Origin of the sequence: Promicromonospora citrea (assembly GCF_013004695.1) — a bacterium.
GTDB classification, from domain to species: Bacteria; Actinomycetota; Actinomycetes; order Actinomycetales; family Cellulomonadaceae; genus Promicromonospora; species Promicromonospora citrea.
In genome coordinates this window covers 1-17,174 of record NZ_JABEMG010000097.1, presented here as the reverse complement: position 1 = coordinate 17,174, position 17,174 = coordinate 1, and the positions used below count along the sequence as shown (strand labels likewise).

General features: G+C 73.9%; 17 protein-coding genes and 1 riboswitch. Of the genes, 10 read left to right on the top strand and 7 right to left on the bottom strand.

Going from position 1 to position 17,174, the window contains the following annotated elements:
* Window positions 1-554, top strand: a 554-nt coding sequence (locus HLB15_RS16900; RefSeq protein WP_212759991.1) for a hypothetical protein, incomplete at its 5' end; no start/stop codon positions are given.
* Between the two features lie 162 nt (window positions 555-716).
* Window positions 717-1,736, top strand: a complete 1,020-nt coding sequence (fbaA, locus tag HLB15_RS16895; RefSeq protein ID WP_171106922.1) for a class II fructose-bisphosphate aldolase — start codon at window positions 717-719, stop codon at window positions 1,734-1,736.
* 141 nt (window positions 1,737-1,877) lie between these two features.
* Here the strand turns inward: fbaA and HLB15_RS16890 are convergent, their stop codons facing one another.
* Entirely contained in the window at window positions 1,878-2,354 is a 477-nt protein-coding gene (locus tag HLB15_RS16890; protein ID WP_229784900.1) for an STAS domain-containing protein, read from the bottom strand.
* A gap of 396 nt (window positions 2,355-2,750) precedes the next feature.
* Here HLB15_RS16890 and HLB15_RS16885 point away from each other — a divergent pair, with 396 nt between their 5' ends.
* Window positions 2,751-4,982, top strand: a complete 2,232-nt coding sequence (locus HLB15_RS16885) for an ATP-binding SpoIIE family protein phosphatase (protein WP_229784899.1) — start codon at window positions 2,751-2,753, stop codon at window positions 4,980-4,982.
* Between the two features lie 224 nt (window positions 4,983-5,206).
* On the opposite strand, the gene HLB15_RS16880 is transcribed toward HLB15_RS16885, so the two are convergent.
* A complete protein-coding gene (locus tag HLB15_RS16880; protein WP_171106921.1) occupies window positions 5,207-5,611 on the bottom strand; it encodes an STAS domain-containing protein in 405 nt (134 codons plus the stop codon).
* Window positions 5,612-5,743: 132 nt separating this feature from the next.
* Here HLB15_RS16880 and HLB15_RS16875 point away from each other — a divergent pair, with 132 nt between their 5' ends.
* The 6 genes from HLB15_RS16875 (at window position 5,744) to HLB15_RS16850 (ending at window position 11,175) form a co-directional block, all read left to right on the top strand.
* Window positions 5,744-6,187, top strand: a complete 444-nt coding sequence (locus HLB15_RS16875; protein ID WP_171106920.1) for a DUF3151 domain-containing protein — start codon at window positions 5,744-5,746, stop codon at window positions 6,185-6,187.
* Window positions 6,188-6,262: 75 nt separating this feature from the next.
* A complete protein-coding gene (locus tag HLB15_RS16870) occupies window positions 6,263-7,555 on the top strand; it encodes an adenylosuccinate synthase (protein ID WP_171106919.1) in 1,293 nt (430 codons plus the stop codon).
* Window positions 7,556-7,606: 51 nt separating this feature from the next.
* Window positions 7,607-8,908, top strand: coding sequence for a phosphoribosylamine--glycine ligase (gene purD / locus HLB15_RS16865; protein ID WP_171106918.1), 1,302 nt, complete (start codon window positions 7,607-7,609; stop codon window positions 8,906-8,908).
* Between the two features lie 120 nt (window positions 8,909-9,028).
* Window positions 9,029-9,304: a phosphoribosylformylglycinamidine synthase subunit PurS gene (purS, locus tag HLB15_RS16860; protein WP_171106917.1), complete on the top strand. Its 276-nt coding sequence runs from the start codon at window positions 9,029-9,031 to the stop codon at window positions 9,302-9,304.
* On the top strand, window positions 9,304-10,041 hold the full coding sequence (gene purQ, locus HLB15_RS16855; RefSeq protein ID WP_171106916.1) for a phosphoribosylformylglycinamidine synthase subunit PurQ: 738 nt from the start codon (window positions 9,304-9,306) through the stop codon (window positions 10,039-10,041). The genes purS and purQ overlap by 1 nt, the downstream gene beginning before the upstream one ends.
* Window positions 10,042-10,047: 6 nt before the next feature.
* A complete protein-coding gene (locus HLB15_RS16850; RefSeq protein WP_171106915.1) occupies window positions 10,048-11,175 on the top strand; it encodes a GNAT family N-acetyltransferase in 1,128 nt (375 codons plus the stop codon).
* Window positions 11,176-11,236: 61 nt separating this feature from the next.
* Here HLB15_RS16850 and HLB15_RS16845 read toward each other — a convergent pair whose 3' ends face one another.
* From HLB15_RS16845 to HLB15_RS16835, 3 genes are all read right to left on the bottom strand, one after another.
* Window positions 11,237-11,995, bottom strand: a complete 759-nt coding sequence (locus HLB15_RS16845) for an MBL fold metallo-hydrolase (protein WP_171106924.1) — start codon at window positions 11,993-11,995, stop codon at window positions 11,237-11,239.
* Window positions 11,996-12,071: 76 nt separating this feature from the next.
* Window positions 12,072-13,343, bottom strand: coding sequence for an O-succinylhomoserine sulfhydrylase (locus HLB15_RS16840; protein ID WP_171106914.1), 1,272 nt, complete (start codon window positions 13,341-13,343; stop codon window positions 12,072-12,074).
* Window positions 13,340-13,810, bottom strand: coding sequence for a rhodanese-like domain-containing protein (locus HLB15_RS16835; RefSeq protein ID WP_171106913.1), 471 nt, complete (start codon window positions 13,808-13,810; stop codon window positions 13,340-13,342). The genes HLB15_RS16840 and HLB15_RS16835 overlap by 4 nt, the downstream gene beginning before the upstream one ends.
* Window positions 13,811-14,072: 262 nt before the next feature.
* A riboswitch (SAM riboswitch) is annotated at window positions 14,073-14,188 on the top strand.
* A 31-nt stretch (window positions 14,189-14,219) separates the two neighbouring features.
* Between HLB15_RS16835 and HLB15_RS16830 the strand changes: the two genes are divergently transcribed.
* A complete protein-coding gene (locus HLB15_RS16830) occupies window positions 14,220-15,650 on the top strand; it encodes an aminotransferase class V-fold PLP-dependent enzyme (protein WP_212759990.1) in 1,431 nt (476 codons plus the stop codon).
* Between the two features lie 18 nt (window positions 15,651-15,668).
* Here HLB15_RS16830 and HLB15_RS16825 read toward each other — a convergent pair whose 3' ends face one another.
* Window positions 15,669-16,265 (bottom strand): hypothetical protein, encoded by a 597-nt coding sequence (locus HLB15_RS16825; protein ID WP_171106912.1) that lies wholly within the window; start codon window positions 16,263-16,265, stop codon window positions 15,669-15,671.
* A gap of 105 nt (window positions 16,266-16,370) precedes the next feature.
* Window positions 16,371-17,174, bottom strand: an 804-nt coding sequence (locus HLB15_RS16820; protein WP_249360251.1) for an amidase family protein, incomplete at its 5' end; no start/stop codon positions are given.

Here is a 17,174-nt window from a genome sequence, read left to right as displayed (position 1 = left end):
GGGACGCCACGTCCGCGCCCCCGGCCGTGCGGCCCGGCACGCGCCCGGCCCGGCGCGCGGGCCGGATCGCGCTCGCCGGGGTCTTCTCGTCGGTCGTGGTCGCGGGGTGCTCGACGGCGGCTGCCGCCGCGGACCCGTACTCCGGCTTCGCCGCCGTGGTCGACGGCGTGGCGCAGGCCGTCGGCGTCGACTGGACCTCCATGCCCGCCGGGTACACGCGCGCCCAGCACGACGCGTTCTGGGGCGCCGGGTACACGGCTCAGGACCTCGCGACGCTGGACGAGCTGTGGGGCACCGAGTCGCTGGAGACCAAGGCACGGGCCGGGCAGATGCTCCTCGACGGCGCGATGCCGCCGGTCGCGCCGGGGTCGGCCGGGCCGGCTCCGGCCGCGGACGTATGGCCCACGCCGGAGCAGCTCGACACCTTCAGGGACGCCGGGTACACCCCCGCCGACGCCGAGCGGCTGGCGGAGCTGTGGGACGTCGGCCAGGGCGAGGCGAAGGCCCGCGTCGCGGACATGATCGAGGACGGCCGGACGCCCCCGGTGCCGTGATCGGCGGTCGAACAAGCCGAAGAGCACAGTGTTTCAGCCGTTCGGCTGTCGAGCGGCCGCACACGGCGGGTGGTGGATCGTGGCAAGATCGATGGTGCATCCCCGGGCGGCCTTGGACACTCGTGCGACCGCCCACCTCATCATCCGTTTGGAGTTTCGCAGATGCCCATCGCAACCCCTGAGGTCTACGCCGAGATGATCGACCGGGCGAAGGCCGGCAGGTTCGCCTACCCCGCGGTCAACATCACCTCGTCGCAGACCGTCACCGCTGCCCTGCGGGGCTTTGCCGAGGCGGAGTCGGACGGCATCATCCAGGTCTCCGTCGGTGGCGGCGAGTACGCGTCCGGCTCGACGGTCAAGGACAGGGTCTCGGGCTCGCTGGCCCTCGCGGCGTACGCCCACGAGGTGGCCAAGGGCTACGGCGTCAACATCGCCATCCACACGGACCACTGCACCGCGGACAAGCTGGACTCCTGGGTCAAGCCGCTGCTCGCCATCGAGGCGGAGCAGGTGAAGAACGGCGGCCTGCCGACGTTCCAGTCGCACATGTTCGACGGCTCGACCGTGCCGCTGGACGAGAACCTCACCATCGCCACGGAGCTGCTCGAGCTCTCGCAGGCGGCCCGCACGATCCTCGAGATCGAGATCGGCGTCGTCGGTGGCGAGGAGGACGGCCACACCGCCGAGATCAACGACAAGCTGTACACGACGGTCGAGGACGGCCTCGCCACGGTCAAGGCGCTCGGCTCGGGCGAGAAGGGCCGCTACCTCACGGCCCTGACCTTCGGCAACGTGCACGGCGTCTACAAGCCGGGTGCCGTCAAGCTGCGCCCGGAGATCCTGCTGGACATCCAGAAGGCGGTCGGCGCGGAGATCGGCAAGGAGATGCCGTTCGACCTGGTCTTCCACGGCGGTTCGGGGTCGACGGCGGAGGAGATCTCCGCGGCCGTCGACAACGGCGTCATCAAGATGAACATCGACACCGACACGCAGTACGCGTTCACGCGTCCCGTGGTCGAGCACATGTTCAAGAACTACGACGGCGTGCTCAAGATCGACGGCGAGGTGGGCAACAAGAAGGCCTACGACCCGCGCGCCTGGGGCAAGGCGGCCGAGGCCGGCATGGCTGCCCGCATCGTCGAGGCGTGCGAGCAGCTCCGCTCGGCGGGCCAGAAGCTCTGACCCGCCCCCTACCCCGCCGAGGTAGTCACCTGGCGAGGTAGTCACCTGGCGAGACGGACGTGGGGCGGAGGCGCTGATCAGCACCTCCGCCCCACGACTACTTCGCCACGTGACTACCTCGGCAGCGGCTCGGGCCGAGCGCTACGGGGTCGTCGGACCGCCGACGCCGGCCGGCGCGTGGTCGCCGGGCGGCGGGCCCGCCGGACCGTCGTCGTCCAGCTCGAAGCCCGGGTCCTCGTCGACGATGTCGAGCAGGTCGCCGATCCGCGTCACCTCCAGCAGGAAGCGGACGGTGGGCGGGGCGCGCAGCACCCGCACGCGGTGCGGGCTGCGGCTCGCGAGACGCGCGAGGAACGCCACCCCCGACGAGTCCATGAAGGTCACGTGGTGCGCGTCGATCTCCACCGGCAGACGCGACTCCTCCGCGGCCGCCGTCGCCTCGTGCAGGTCACCGCCGATGTCCGCGTCGATCTCGCCCGACAGCACGATCCGTGCCCTGGACTTGCCCACGATGACGTGGATGCTCGCGGGCTCCCCGATCTCTGCGTTCTGTGGTCCGGGGTCCTGGGGGCTCCCGCCCTGCGGACCGCGCGGGGGGTCGTAAGTTCCGTCCTGCACGGTTCTCCTTCCGGGAGCAATGGTGGTGGCGCTGTGTCGGTCCGATGATAGAGGTTGTCCTTCAGATCTCGGACCGTCCCAATCTACGGTTGAATGGCCTGTCGGAACAGCACCTCGAGCGATAGACACGGATGGGAGGGCATTTTGACCGATTCCTCCGGTCTGACTCCGCCCTCACCCCACCTCCGGCACCCCGGCCTCTCCGTGTTCGGCCTCGGCGGGAACCAGGGGAGACCTCCCGCGGCCTCCTCCGAGCCGCCGGACGACACGGGCTTCCGCTTCGGGCGTACCGCCGCACCGGCCGCCGCCGACACGCCCCCTCCGGGCAGGCAGGACGGCTCGCGCCCCGGCGCCCACAGGGCCCAGCCGGTGGAGTCCCACCGGCACACGCACCCCGTGACGTCGCGCCGGGACCTGGCCAGCACGGGCATCCCGCGCACGCTCCCGCCGTCGATCGGCGACGTCGTGCTGCGCGCCGCCGTCAACGTGGGCATCCCCGTGTTCCTCACGGGCCCGACCGAGGACGGCATGCCCATGCTGTGGGCCAACGGCGCGTTCGAGCGCTACGCGGGCGTGCGGTTCAGCGACTTCGCCGGGTTCACGGTCCGCCGGCTCGGCGAGATGCTCGTCGAGCCCGGGGAGCTCGAGCGCATGACCGAGCTGGTCAACGCGGGCCAGGAGGTCAACGCGACCGTGCGCTCGCACGTGCGCGGCGGCACGCACGGGTGGGCGCAACTCACCCTCACGCCCGTGCGCGCGGGCCACGGCGACCGCATCACGCACTGGGTCGGCTTCAGCGTGGACGTGTCCGACCACATGGAGCGCCACCAGGCGCAGCTCGCGAGCCTCGAGGTCGAGCGTCAGCAGCGGGAGGACCTCGACCTCATCGCGCAGACCACCGAGATCCTCACGGACCTGGAGTACCCGTACGCGCTGCGGGACATCGCGGAGCTGTTGCAGTCGATGGTCCCCTGGGCCGGCTTCTACGTGAACGACGACGGGCTCAAGCACGCGGCGGGCATCGACGTCGCCGCACCGCCGAGCGGGCGCGGGCGCAGGCACGCGCGGTACATCGAGGGCGACAACGTCGCCGACAAGTCGTTGCGCCGCCGTCCGCAGACGGACGCGCTGGGCGACTCGGTGACGACGGGCCCCATGCCGATCCTCGAGGTCGTCGACTCGGTGCAGGACGTGCTGGACGGCGTGCTCGACGGACCGGTGGTGCTCCACCTCGACATCCCGCACGCGCCGCACTCGGCCTCGGGGTGGCTGCAGCGCGACCTGACGCTCCGGCTCGCCGAGGAGCTCGGCAAGGCGCCGGACTCCGTCGTCGTGCACCCCGTGGCCGGTCGCCGGGACGTGCTCGGCCTGGTCGTCATCGTGCCCGACGAGGACGAGTCCGGCGACTACGTCGAGCTCGAGGAGCCCGACACCCTGCGCACGGTCATCGAGGTGGTCGCCCGTCGCGCGGGCAGCGCGATCGACAACGCGCGCATGTACGCGCGGGAGCACCGCCTCGCCGAGACGCTGCAGCGCGCCATGCTGCCCGAGCAGGCCGACGTCGCGGGCCTCGACGTCTGGACGTACTACGCCCCCAACGCGGAGCACGCGCAGGTGGGCGGCGACTGGTACGACGTGCTGCAGATCTCGCCCGAGCTCGTCGGCATCGTCATCGGCGACGTCGTGGGGCACGACGTCGAGGCGGCGGCGACCATGGGCCAGCTCCGCTCCGTCGTGCGGTCCTACGCCTTCGAGCTGTCGACGCCGAGCCGTGTGCTCGAGCGCGTCGACCAGCTCGTGGCCGGCATGGGCATCCCGCGCTCGGCGAGCATGGTGTACGCCTCGCTGAAGCGTGAGGAGGACCCGGAGACCTGGACCGTCGGCTACTCGCGCGCCGGGCACCTGCCGCCGCTGCTGCTGCGTGGTGGCACGGTCGTCAAGCTCGACGACGGCGGCGGCGCGCTGGTCGGCTTCGGCTCGCGCGACCGGAGCACGGGCGAGGCCCGGCTCGAGCCGGGCGACACGCTCCTGTTCTACACGGACGGCCTCATCGAGCGGCGCGACCGGTCGCTCCGGCTCGGTCTGGAGGCGCTGCTCGAGACCGCGTCCGCCATCACGGCGCGCGACGCCGCCGGCGTGGGCGAGGAGCTCCTGTCGCGCCTCGCGGACGCCCCGGAGGACGACGTCGCGATCGTCGTGGTCCGTGTGCCCGACCCGACGGGCGACGCGGGGGAGACCGCGCTGTCGCCGCGCTGGCGGCGCTGGATGCTGCCGAGCGAGCCGTCCTCGATCGGCCGTGCGCGGCACGCCGTGCTGCGCACGTGCCAGGCGTGGGGCATCGCCGAGTCGGCACAGGCGGAGCTCGTGGTGTCGGAGCTGGTGGCCAACGGCGTGCTGCACGGCTGGGGGCACATCGCGCTGCGCCTCTACGACACGGGCGACGGCCTGCGCATCGAGGTCGAGGACAACAACCCGGCGCCGCCCGTGGCGACGGACGGGCACCCGAACCGGCTGGGCGGGTTCGGCATGCAGATCGTGGACCGGCTCGCGGAGTGGGGCTGGCGCCCGTCGGGCAGCGGCAAGCTGGTCTGGGCCAAGCTCCGCCGCCAGCCGACCCCACCCAAGTAACCCCCCCCGCCGAGGTAGTCACCTGGCGAGGTAGTCATGGGGCGAGGTAGTCACGTGGCGAGGTAGTCACTTCGACACCTGGTCGCGGGAGCCCGGGCTGTGCGGCCCGATGACTACTTCGCCACATGACTACTTCGCCACATGACTACTTCGCCACGTGACTACCTCGCCCCATGACTACCTCGCCAACTGACTACCTCGGCAAGGCGACGGGTGGATAACGTTTACGCCGTGGAGGCGTCGCGGTGCGTCAACGGCGCACCGTCGTCGTCGCGGCCGGTCACGACCGCGAAGCCCGACTCGGGAGCAGACGGCTCGCACGCGTGCTCGTCGTCGACGCGGAAGAGCTCCATCGCGCCGCACACCTCGAGCACGAACAGGTCCCGCTCGTCGGCCCCGCGGATGACGGTGGCCCCGCCGCGCTTGCGCCCGGCGTCGGCCAGCGAGATGAGGAACGCGGCGCCGGTCGAGTCCATGAAGGTGACCCGGCACATGTCGATGACCAGCAGCTGCCGGCGCAGGCCGACGACGCGCGCCGCGATCTCCGGGAACTGGTCTCGTTCGGCGAGGTCGAGGTCGCCGGCGATCACGAGCGTCGTCGTCGTGGGAGACGTCGCGATCTCGATCATGTGTCGAGCCTAACGACTGTTGCACGATCGCACCGGATGAAAGGCAAAATTCACCGCCGCCGCGCCCTGCGCCGGTAACCCGGTCCGTCCGACTTTGTCCCTCTCTGGCGCGCGGGTGTGACAATTCCCTCCGTGAGCACCCACGAGAACCTCCTGCCCGGACCCGCGCCGACCCACCTGCCCGACGACCACGCCCCGGCCCGCGAGCGGCTGGCCGCGGGCGACGACCCGGTCGCCGTCGCGGCGGCCGCCCCGGCGTCGTCGCTGGTCTGGGCCGTCCTGGCCGAGACGGCGCTCGCGGCGACCACGCCCGCCGCCGACGTCGAGGCCTACGCCTACGCCCGGACCGGGTACCACCGCGGCCTCGACGCCCTGCGCCGCGCCGGCTGGCGCGGTCAGGGGCCGATCCCCGCCGACCACGTGCCGAACCAGGGCTTCCTGCGGGCGCTGCTCGCGCTCGCCGAGGCGGCCGACCGCATCGGCGAGAGCGCGGAGGCCGAGCGCTGCACCACGTTCCTGGCCGACTCGGGCACGTCCGCGCAGGACGTCCGCGCCCTGCGGCCCGGCACGAAGTAGACTCGGGCGCGGCTCGCCGGCGCCATCGGAGCGCACGCGGCTGAGCGACCAAGCAATCCGAGAAGGTGGAGATCCATGCCAGGCGTGGTGCTCGTCGGTGCCCAGTGGGGCGATGAGGGCAAGGGAAAGGCGACGGACCTCCTGGGCTCCCGCGTCGACTACGTGGTGAAGTTCAACGGCGGCAACAACGCGGGGCACACGGTCGTCATCGGCGACGAGAAGTATGCGCTGCACCTGCTGCCCTCCGGCATCCTGTCGCCCGGTGTCGTGCCGGTGATCGCGAACGGTGTCGTCGTCGACATCGAGGTCCTGTTCGAGGAGCTCGACGCGCTGATCGAGCGCGGCGTCGACGTGTCGCGCCTGCTCGTCTCGGGCAGCGCGCACGTCATCGCGCCCTATCACCGCACGATCGACAAGGTGACCGAGCGGTTCCTCGGCAAGCGTCGCATCGGCACGACGGGCCGCGGGATCGGCCCCGCGTACGCCGACAAGATCAACCGCGTCGGCATCCGGATGTGGGACCTGTTCGACGAGAAGATCCTGCGCGCCAAGATCGAGGGCTCGCTCGACCAGAAGAACCACCTGCTCGTCAAGGTCTACAACCGGCGCGCGATCACGGTGGACGAGACGCTGGAGGACCTGCTCCGGTACGCGGAGCGGCTGCGCCCCATGGTCACGGACACCGCCGTCGAGCTGAACAAGGCGCTCGACGCCGGCAAGAACGTCCTGTTCGAGGCCGGCCAGGCGACCATGCTCGACATCGACCACGGCACGTACCCGTTCGTCACCTCGTCCAGCGCGACGGCGGGCGGCGCGGTGACCGGCTCGGGCATCGGGCCCACCCGGGTCGACTCCGTCATCGGCGTCATCAAGGCGTACACGACGCGCGTCGGCGAGGGGCCGTTCCCCACCGAGCTGTTCGACGACAAGGGCGAGTTCCTCCGCAAGACCGGCGGCGAGTACGGCGTCACCACGGGCCGCGCCCGCCGCACCGGGTGGTACGACTCCGTGATCGCCCGGTACGCGACCCGCGTCAACGGCCTCACCGACATCGTGCTCACCAAGCTCGACGTCCTCACCGGCATGGAGAAGGTCCCGGTCTGCGTGGCCTACGACGTCGACGGCGTGCGGCACGACGAGATGCCCACCGACCAGACGGCGTTCCACCACGCGAAGCCGATCTACGAGGAGCTCGACGGCTGGTGGGAGGACATCTCCCAGGCGCGCTCGTTCGAGGACCTGCCGAAGAACGCCCAGGCGTACGTCAAGGCGCTCGAGGAGATGTCGGGCACGCGGATCTCGGCGATCGGCGTCGGGCCCAAGCGCGACGAGATCATCCCCGTCCACGACCTGATCCACGCCCGCTGAGGCACCGCCCGCTCAGACACCCCCGACCCACCTGAGAAGGACCGTCCCGCTGTGAAGATCCTCGTCATCGGTACCGGTGCCCGCGAGCACGCCATCGTCCACTCCCTGCACCGGGAGACCGTGGCGGGTACGGCGGCCCACGAGCTGCACGCCGCACCGGGCAACCCCGGCATCGCCGACCTGGCCACGCTGCACCCCGTCGACCCGCTGGACGGCGCGGCGGTGACGGCGCTGGCGGAGCAGGTCGGCGCGGAGCTCGTCGTCGTCGGTCCCGAGGCGCCGCTCGTGGCGGGTGTCGCGGACGCGGTGCGTGCCGCGGGCATCCCGGTGTTCGGACCGTCGGGCGAGGCGGCCCGGCTCGAGGGCTCCAAGGCGTTCGCCAAGGAGGTCATGGCTGCCGCCGGCGTGCCGACCGCCATGGCGCACGTGTGCACGGACACCGACGAGCTCGAGGCGGCGCTCGACGCGTTCGGCGCCCCCTACGTGGTCAAGGACGACGGGCTCGCCGCGGGCAAGGGCGTCGTCGTCACGTCGGACCGCGCCGAGGCGCTGGCGCACGGCGCGGCGTGCCTGGCGAACGGCGGCGCGCACGACGGCGGGCGCGTGGTCGTCGAGGAGTACCTCGACGGCCCGGAGGTCTCGCTGTTCTGCGTGTGCGACGGCGCGACCGTGGTCCCGCTCGTGCCCGCGCAGGACTTCAAGCGCGTCCACGACGGCGACGAGGGGCCGAACACCGGCGGCATGGGCGCGTACACGCCGCTCGACTGGGCCCCGTCGGGCCTGGTGGACGAGGTCGTCGCGCGCATCGCCCAGCCCACGGTCGACGAGATGGCACGGCGCGGCACGCCGTTCACCGGCGTCCTGTACGTGGGGCTCGCGCTCACCAGCCGCGGCACCCGCGTGGTCGAGTTCAACGCGCGGTTCGGGGACCCGGAGACGCAGTCGGTGCTCGCGCGGCTCGCCACGCCGCTGTCCGAGGTCATGCACGCGGCCGCCCGCGGCGCCCTGGCCGGCCTGGAGCCGCTGCGCTGGCGGCCCGAGGCGTCGGTGACCGTCGTGGTCGCGTCGGAGGGCTATCCCGCCGCCGCGCGCTCCGGCGACCCGGTCACCGGCCTCGACGACGCCGAGGCGCTGCCGGGCGTGCACGTGCTGCACGCGGGCACGGCGCGGTCGGAGACCGGTGACCTGGTCAGCGCCGGGGGCCGCGTCCTGTCGGTCGTCGCGCTCGGCAGCGACCTGGCCGACGCGCGCCGCCGCGCCTACGAGGGGGTCGCCCGGATCGAGCTCAAGGGCTCCCAGCACCGCACGGACATCGCGCTGCGCGCCGAGCGCGGCGAGGTCACGGTCCCGTAGCCCGACCCGCGGCGGGACGCGGCGCAGGTCACGTCCGCCGCACGGGAAGGCGCCCCGGCACGCCGGTAGACTGCTGCCGGGAAACTCCCTCGCCATTCCGCCCATCAGCAAGGAGCCTTCGTGGGACGCGTCGTCGTCGAGGTCATGCCCAAGCCCGAGATCCTGGACCCCCAGGGCAAGGCCGTTGTCGGTGCGCTGCCGCGCCTCGGGTTCACCCAGTTCTCCGGTGTCCGGCAGGGCAAGCGGTTCGAGCTCGAGGTGGACGGCGAGGTGACGCCGGAGATCCTCGCGGCCGCCCGCGAGGCCGCCACCACTCTCCTGTCCAACCCGGTGATCGAGGACGTCGTGTCGGTGACCGACGCGTCGGCCGAGGTCGCCGAGCCGGTGAACGCCTGATGACGGTCGCCCAGGAGACCGCCGCCGCGCCGATCACCGGCGCCCGCATCGGCGTCATCACGTTCCCCGGCACGCTGGACGACCGGGACGCCGCGCGCGCCGTCCGGCTCGCCGGTGCCGAGGCCGTGTCCCTGTGGCACGGGGACGAGTCGCTGCACGACGTCGACGCCGTGGTGCTGCCCGGCGGCTTCTCGTACGGCGACTACCTGCGCGCCGGGGCGATCAGCCGGTTCGCGCCCGCGATGTCCGCCGTGGTGGACGCCGCCAAGGGCGGCATGCCGGTGCTCGGCATCTGCAACGGCTTCCAGGTGCTGACCGAGGCGCACCTGCTGCCCGGCTCGATGGTCAAGAACGACCACCTGCACTTCGTGTGCCGCGAGCAGGCGATGGTCGTGGAGAACGCGCACACGGCCTGGACGAACGAGTTCCGCCGCGGCCAGCGCATCACGGTGCCGCTCAAGAACCAGGACGGCCAGTTCGTCGCCGACGAGCGCACCCTCGACGAGCTGGAGGGCGAGGGCCGCGTCGTCTTCCGGTACGACGGCTGGAACCCGAACGGGTCCCGGCGCGACATCGCGGGCATCACCAACGAGCGCGGCAACGTGGTCGGCCTCATGCCGCACCCCGAGCACGCGGTCGAGCCGGGCTTCGGGCCGGCGTCCCAGGAAGGCCCGCGCGCCGGCACCGACGGGCTGACGTTCTTCACGTCGGTGCTGTCCTCGCTGGTCCACGCGTGACCACGGATGACCGCTGAGCTCGTCGCGGGCGTCGCGATCGAGACGGTCCGCTGGGACCACCCCGACGCCGTCCGGCTGCGTGCCGAGCAGCAGCACGAGATCGACCTGCGGTACGCGCAGCCCGGCCGGCCGCCCGAGACCGGCCCGGACGGCCTCCCGGTGCCGGACGCGCGCGACCAGGTGGACCCGTCGAACGTGTTCGCCACGCTCCTGCTGCGGGTCGACGGCGTCGCGGCCGCGCACGCCGCGGTCCGGGACCTGTCCGGGCGCGACGACTACCGCGGTGGGACGCACCCGGACGCCACGGCAGAGGTCAAGCGTGTGTACGTCGCGGAGAGCTTCCGCGGCCGGGGCCTCGCCCGCACCCTCATGGAGGCGGTCGAGGACGCCGCCCGCGCGGCCGGTGCGCGGCACCTGATCCTCGAGACCGGGCTCATGCAGCCCGAGTCCGTGGGGCTGTACCTGCGCATGGGCTATGACCCGGTCGAGTCGTTCGGCGTCTGGTCGTCGGAGCCCGGGTCGCGCTGCTTCGGCAAGCGGCTGGTGCCCGCACGGCCCGCGCCCGCCGCCCGCCCGGTCGCGCGGGTGGCCGTCGAGCTGCGCGAGGTGCCCTGGGACGACCCCGACGCCGCGTCCCTGCGCCGCGCGATGTGGGCGTTCCACCAGGAGCGCTACCCCGAGATGGTGCCGGACGTCGCGGTGCGCGGCGGGCACGATGCCGTCGACGCCGAGCGCGGGCGCACCGCGCTGGCCACGTTCGTCGCGACGGCGGACGGGCGGCCGGTCGGGTGCGCGACCCTCGCGCCGTCGCAGGCCGGGCCCGAGCACCTCACGGCCGACCCGCTGCACGGCATCGCGGGCCTCGGCGCGACCCGCGGCGCCGGCGGGTTCGAGATGCGCAGCGTGTTCGTCGACCCGTCGGCCCGGCGCACGGGCGTGGGGACGGCGCTCGTGCGCCGCGTCGAGGACGAGGCCAGGGCGCGCGGCGGCCGAGCGCTGTACCTCGGCACGGGCATCCGCCAGCCGGAGGCGCTGCGCCTCTACGTCGGGCTGGGCTACCGGCCGGTGCTGCCGTACCCGCCCCACGCCGACGCCGACGACCCGCTGCTGCTCTTCCTGGGCCGCCCGCTCTGACGCGGACGCCGGCCCTGATGCGGCCCGCCCGCACCCCGCACCGCCCGGCGGGCGACCGGCCTCAGCGCCCCCGCAGGTACTCGAGCTGCGCGCGCACGGACGAGCGGGCCGCCGCGCGCACCGACGGGTCGACGTCGGCGTACACCGCGCCCGTGACGGCCTCCAGGAGCTCGTCCGGCAGGGCCTCGTCCGCGCCGGGCGGCGTCGCCCCGAGCGCGGACAGGGCCGCACGCACCTGGTCGAGCCGCTCGGACCGGTGCGTGCGGTACGCCTGCACGACCGCCCCGAGGTCGGGGACGACCGGCCCGTGCCCCGGCAGCCCGGCGACGGGCGCCCCGGCGCGGAGCTCCCCGGCGCGTGCCGCGAGACGGTCGAGCGACGCCAGGTAGTCCCGCAACGACCCGTCCGGCTCGGCCAGCACGGTGGTGCCGCGGCCCAGCACGGTGTCGCCCGTGAGCACGACGGCGGCCTCCTGACCCGCCGTCGCCACGAGGCACACCGAGTCGGCGGTGTGCCCCGGTGTCGCCAGCACCTCGATGTGCACGCCGGCCGCCTCGACCACCTCGCCGTCGCTCAGGGGTGGGGCGCCGGCGGAGAACTCGGGCGACGCGCCCCGCGAGGGCGCGCCGGTGAGCGCGCGGAACCGCGCCAGCCCGCCCGTGTGGTCGGCGTGGCGGTGGGTGACGAGCACCAGCTCGACCGGGCCGGCGTCGGCCAGGGCGGCCAGGTGCGGCTGGAGGTCGGGCCCGGGGTCCACGACGACGCAGCCTGCCGCGCCCGGCGCGCGCAGCACGTACGAGCGGGTCCCGTCGAGCGTCATCGGTCCGGGGTTGTCGGCGCGCAGCACCGCGGCGAAGGGGGCGACGGGGTCCACCGGCTCACTGTAACCGGGCGGCTCAGCGCGCGATGACGGCCGCGAGGGCCTGCTCCAGGTCGTCGACGAGGTCGAGCGGGTCCTCCAGGCCCACCGACAGGCGGACCGTCGTCTCCGTGATGCCGACGGCCGCCCGCCCGTCCGCGCCGAGCTTGCGGTGCGTCGTGGTGGCCGGGTGGGTGACGAGGGACTTCGCGTCGCCGAGGTTGTTCGAGATGTCGACGACGCGCAGCGCGTCGAGGAACGCGAAGGTGCGCTTCTTCGCCTCCTCGGCGTCGGCACCCTCCGGCACGGCGAGGTCGAACGTGACGACCGTGCCGCCGCCGCTCATCTGCGACCGGGCGAGGTCGGCCTGCGGGTGGGAGTCGAGGAACGGGTACCGCACGGCACCGATGCCCGGCAGTTCCTCGAGCGCCCGGGCGACGGTGAGCGCACCGGCGCCCTGCGCGGCGACCCGCACGGGCAGCGTCTCCAGGCCCTTGAGCAGGGTCCAGGCGTTGAACGGCGACAGCGACGGGCCGGTGTTCCGGATGAAGGTCTGCACCGGCCCGGTCACGTAGTCCGTGGAGCCGAGGATCGCTCCGCCGAGCACGCGGCCCTGCCCGTCGATGTGCTTGGTGGCCGAGTACACGACGACGTCGGCGCCGAGCTCGAGCGGCTTCTGCAGAAGGGGCGTGGCGAACACGTTGTCGAGCACGACGGTGGCGCCCGCGGCGTGGGCGAGGTCGACGACGGCGCGCACGTCCACGATGTCCTGCATGGGGTTGGACGGGGTCTCGAAGAACACGACGTCCGCCGGGGTGGACAGCGCCTCCTCCCACTGCGACAGCACGTGCCCGTCCACGTAGTCGGTGCGTACGCCCCACTTCTTGAGGATCTCCTCGAAGATCACCACGGTGGAGCCGAACAGGGCCCGCGCCGCCACGATGCGCGAGCCGGAGCTCACGAGCGCGGCCAGCGACGTGAAGACCGCCGACATGCCGGTCGCCGTCGCGTAGCAGGCCTCGGCCCCCTCGAGCAGGCGGAGCCGCTCCTCGAAGGTGTGCACGGTGGGGTTGCCGTAGCGCGAGTACACGAACCGGTCGAGGTCGCCCCGGAACGCGGCCTCGGCGTCGGCCGCCGAGTCGTAGACGTAGCCCTGGGTGAGGAACATCGCCTCGCTGGTCTCCTGGAACTCGCTGCGCTGGTGGCCGCCGCGCACCGCGAGCGTCTGCGGGCGCACGGTGGGCGGCAGCGGCTTGCGGCCCGAGCCACCCGGCGCGGCATCGGGCGGGAAGGCACCCGTGACGGTCACGCGGCACCCTCCGGCGCCGCGGCACCGCCCTGCGACCACGGCAGGCCCGCGACCTTCCAGCCCTGCTGGTCGCGGACGCCGTCCGCGCCCGGCGCCCCCTCGAACCCCTCGAGCACGTTGTACGACGGCGAGATGCCCGACGCCGTCGCGAGGCGCGCCGCGCCGATCGAGCGCTGGCCCGAGCGGCACAGGAAGACGACGGGCCCGTGCGTCACACCGGCGCGCTGCAGCTCGGCGAGGAAGTCCGGGTTGGGGCGGCCCCCGGCCTGGACCCACTCGCTGAACACGGGCTGCTTGCCCAGCGACGACGTGTCGGGGACGCCGATCGTGCGCCACTCGCCGTCGGTGCGGACGTCGACGAGCACGGCGTCCGGGTCGGCCGCGAGCAGGTCCCAGGCCTGCTGCGGCGTGAGGTCGCCCGAGTAGCCCTCGGCGGGCCGGGCGTCAGGGTGCGCGTGATCGCTCATGGTGGCCTCCATCGGTCGTGGCGGTAGCACCCTCGTCCGTCCCCGTCGGGACGCTGGGTTGCTGCGGCGTCGACGTGCCACGTCACTCGGCCGCTCGGGATGGTCGAGGCCACCTTACGACACGTGTCCGCCAGGTGGAACGCCGTCTCGGCAAGCGGTCGGACAGGGCCTCGCCGGCCTGGCGGCAGTGCGACCGGATGCTGGGACCAGCATCTGAGACCAGCGTTGACAGGCCCGTCACCCCCGCCTGAGGATGACGGCAGGTCATGAGCGCCAGCGCCAAGCCCCGGCTCGCTGGCCGGCAACCCTCCCTCCGCGGTGGGGTGCCCCGGGTGACGACCTGGCCGTGCGCAGTCCCGCGTGCGGCAAGCGCGGGGGCGCGTCCCCCAGGACCGTGCCGGAGGATGCCATGTCCGCACCCACCCTCGACACCCGTACCAGCGGCCCCACCGGGGTCGCCCACCTCGCCCCGCTGCGCCCGGTCGTCGGCGGCGACACCCGCGTGCCGCTCGTCGACGGCACCGAGGTCGGCTACGCGAACCTCGACGTCGCGGCCTCGGCCCCGGCGCTGCAGGCCGTCGCCGACCGCGTGACCCAGGTGCTGCCCCTGTACGCCAGCGTGCACCGCGGCGCGGGCTACCTGTCCCAGGTGAGCACGGCGCTCTACGAGACGGCGCGCCGCACCGTCGGCGCCTTCGTGGGCGCCCGCGAGGACGACCTCACGATCATCACGCGCAACACCACCGACTCCCTCAACCTGCTGGCCGGCTGCGTGCCCGCCCAGCCCGACGGCGAGCCGGGCCGCGTGCTCGTGCTCGACGTCGAGCACCACGCCAACCTGCTGCCCTGGCAGCGCGCCACGGGCGCGACCGTGCTCACGGGCGGGCCCACCGTGGCCGAGACGCTCGCGCAGATCCGCGACGAGCTCGCCGACGCGGCGGCCGGCCGCCCCTACGCGCTCCTGGCGCTCACCGGCGCCTCCAACGTCACGGGGGAGTCGCTGCCCGTCGACCGGATCGTGGCGCTCGCCCACGAGCACGGGGCCCGCGTCGTCCTCGACGGCGCCCAGCTCGTGCCGCACCGCCGCATCTCGCTCGAGGCGACCGGGGTCGACTACCTCGCCTTCTCCGGCCACAAGACCTACGCGCCGTTCGGCGCCGGAGCCCTGGTGGGGCGCCGCGACTGGCTCGACGCGGGGACGCCCTATCTCGCAGGGGGCGGCGCCGTGCGGCGCGTGCGCACCGCCGTCACCGACTGGCACGAGGGCCCCGCCCGGCACGAGGCCGGGTCGCCGAACGTGGTCGGCGCGGTCGCGCTCGCCGCCGCGTGCGAGGAGCTCGCCGCGCTCGACCCGGCGGAGGTGGTCGTCCACGAGAGCGCGCTGCGGCAGCGTCTCGTCGAGGGCCTCGAGGCGATCGACCGCGTCGAGGTGGTGCGCGTGTGGGCCGACGCCGTGGACCCCGTCGGCGTCGTGACCTTCACGGTGTCCGGGTACGACCCCGGACTGGTGGCCGCGTACCTGTCCGCCGAGCACGGCATCGGTGTCCGCGACGGGCGGTTCTGCGCCCACCCGCTGCTCGGCCGCCTCGGCTTCGACGCGGGCGCGGTCCGCGCGTCGGTCGGCGTCGGCACGGCGGGCGAGGAGGTCGAGCGTCTCGTCGCGGCCGTCGAGCGCCTGGTGGTCGAGGGCCCGCAGGCGGGGTACGACGTCGTCGACGGGCTCTGGGTCGTGACCGACGACCCGCGGCCCGTGCCCGAGGGCTCCGGCCTGGCCGGGCTCCTGGCCACCGCGGCGCTCGGCTTCGACGAGGCGTTCGGCTGCGTGCCCGACGAGGTGTGACGCCGGCGTGGCGCCCGCTCAGAGGGCGAGCGCCACGCAGAGTCCGCCCATGACCACGTCGAGGCCGATGCACCAGAGCGCGAGCGACCGGTTGACCACGACGTCACGCCGGTAGTGCACCACGTCCCAGACGGCGTGCGCCGCCAGGGCGAGGCCGGCCAGCGCGAGCCCGAGCCGCGGCTCGAGGAACAGCGCGACCGTGCCGACGCCCAGGTAGCCGGCCAGCGCGGCCGCCTGCGGCCACGTGGCGCTGCGGCCGCGGGCCAGGCCGATCCCCGCGAGGACCACGCCTACCAGCACGAACGTGATCCAGCGCGGCACGTCGAGCAGCTCGGAGGCCACGGAGACCGCCGACGCGAGCAGCGCGACGAGCCACCCCGTCCACCGCACGCCCGTCACGGCCGCGGTGAGGTAGCACAGCACCGCGACGCCCACGGCCGTGTACGGGTCCTCCGCGACCGCCTCGCGCCACGTGCGGCCCGCCGGTGCGGCGCCGGCCACCAGCAGGCCGAAGCCGGTGAGCGCGCCGAGCGCGATCCACGCGGTGTTGGCGGGCCACGTCCCGGTCCAGCGTCTCGGCCGGGCCGGGACAGCGGCCCCGATCGTCTCCGTCATCGTCCCGTCTCCTCGCGTCGTCGGTTGATACCCCTTGGGGGTATCAAACCATCGCGCGCTCCGGGAGGGAACCCTCTTTCGGTCTGACCCGAATCGGCGGTCGGGTCAGAGCGGGAACGCCCGCGGGCGCGGCAGCGCGGCCTCGACCTGGGCCGCCAGCGCGAGGAGCGTCGCCTCGCCGCCCGGCCGCCCGACGATCTGCACGCCCATCGGCAGCCCGGCCGGTGCGTCCGTGGTCGGCTCGGTCCAGGACGTCGGCACCGTCACCGCGGGCAGCCCCGCCACGTTGAGCATCGACGTGAACGGGGTGTACAGGCACTGCTGCTCGAAGTTCCGCTCGGGGTCCTCGGCGTCGTACCACCCGACCGGGCGGGGCGTGAGGGCGAGCGCGGGCGTGACGACGGCGTCGTACGCGCCGACCTGCGCCACGAGGGAACGCTCGTAGCCCGTGAGCGTGCGCAGGGCCTCGGCGAGCTGCCGCGCGGGCAGCGCCCGCCCGGAGCGGATCAGCCACTGCGTGAGGGGCTCCAGCAGGTCGAGCGTGCCCGGGTCGTCGATCGGCACGGCGGACGCGCCGCCCATCCACAGGGTGCGGAACGCCGGCGCGTACTCGGGGGCCGGGGCGAGCGTGGTCTCCTCGATCTCGTGCCCGGCCCCGGCGAGCGCGCGTACGCCCGCGTCGAGCGCTGCCCGCGCCTCCGCGGAGACCTGGATGTCGTAGAACCCGTCCCAGGCCGACGACGTCGTCACGCCGATCCGGGCCCTGCGCGCCCCGCCGGGCAGCTCGGCGCGCTGTGCCGCGGCCAGGTACGACCCGGCCGGGGCCGACGGCGCGCGCAGCGTGAACGGGTGCGCGACGCCGCCCGTCGCGTCCCGCCGGAGCAGCGCCTCGAGGAGCAGGGCCGCGTC

Excerpts from the sequence above, each read along its gene's own strand:
- HLB15_RS16850 (WP_171106915.1), top strand. The coding sequence starts at position 10,048 with ATGACCGCTGAGCTCGTCGCGGGCGTCGCGATCGAGACGGTCCGCTGG.
- fbaA (WP_171106922.1), top strand. The coding sequence starts at position 717 with ATGCCCATCGCAACCCCTGAGGTCTACGCCGAGATGATCGACCGGGCG.
- HLB15_RS16825 (WP_171106912.1), bottom strand. The coding sequence starts at position 16,265 with ATGACGGAGACGATCGGGGCCGCTGTCCCGGCCCGGCCGAGACGCTGG.
- purQ (WP_171106916.1), top strand. The coding sequence starts at position 9,304 with ATGACGGTCGCCCAGGAGACCGCCGCCGCGCCGATCACCGGCGCCCGC.
- HLB15_RS16880 (WP_171106921.1), bottom strand. The coding sequence starts at position 5,611 with ATGATCGAGATCGCGACGTCTCCCACGACGACGACGCTCGTGATCGCC.
- HLB15_RS16830 (WP_212759990.1), top strand. The coding sequence starts at position 14,220 with ATGTCCGCACCCACCCTCGACACCCGTACCAGCGGCCCCACCGGGGTC.
- HLB15_RS16870 (WP_171106919.1), top strand. The coding sequence starts at position 6,263 with ATGCCAGGCGTGGTGCTCGTCGGTGCCCAGTGGGGCGATGAGGGCAAG.
- HLB15_RS16835 (WP_171106913.1), bottom strand. The coding sequence starts at position 13,810 with ATGAGCGATCACGCGCACCCTGACGCCCGGCCCGCCGAGGGCTACTCG.
- HLB15_RS16845 (WP_171106924.1), bottom strand. The coding sequence starts at position 11,995 with ATGACGCTCGACGGGACCCGCTCGTACGTGCTGCGCGCGCCGGGCGCG.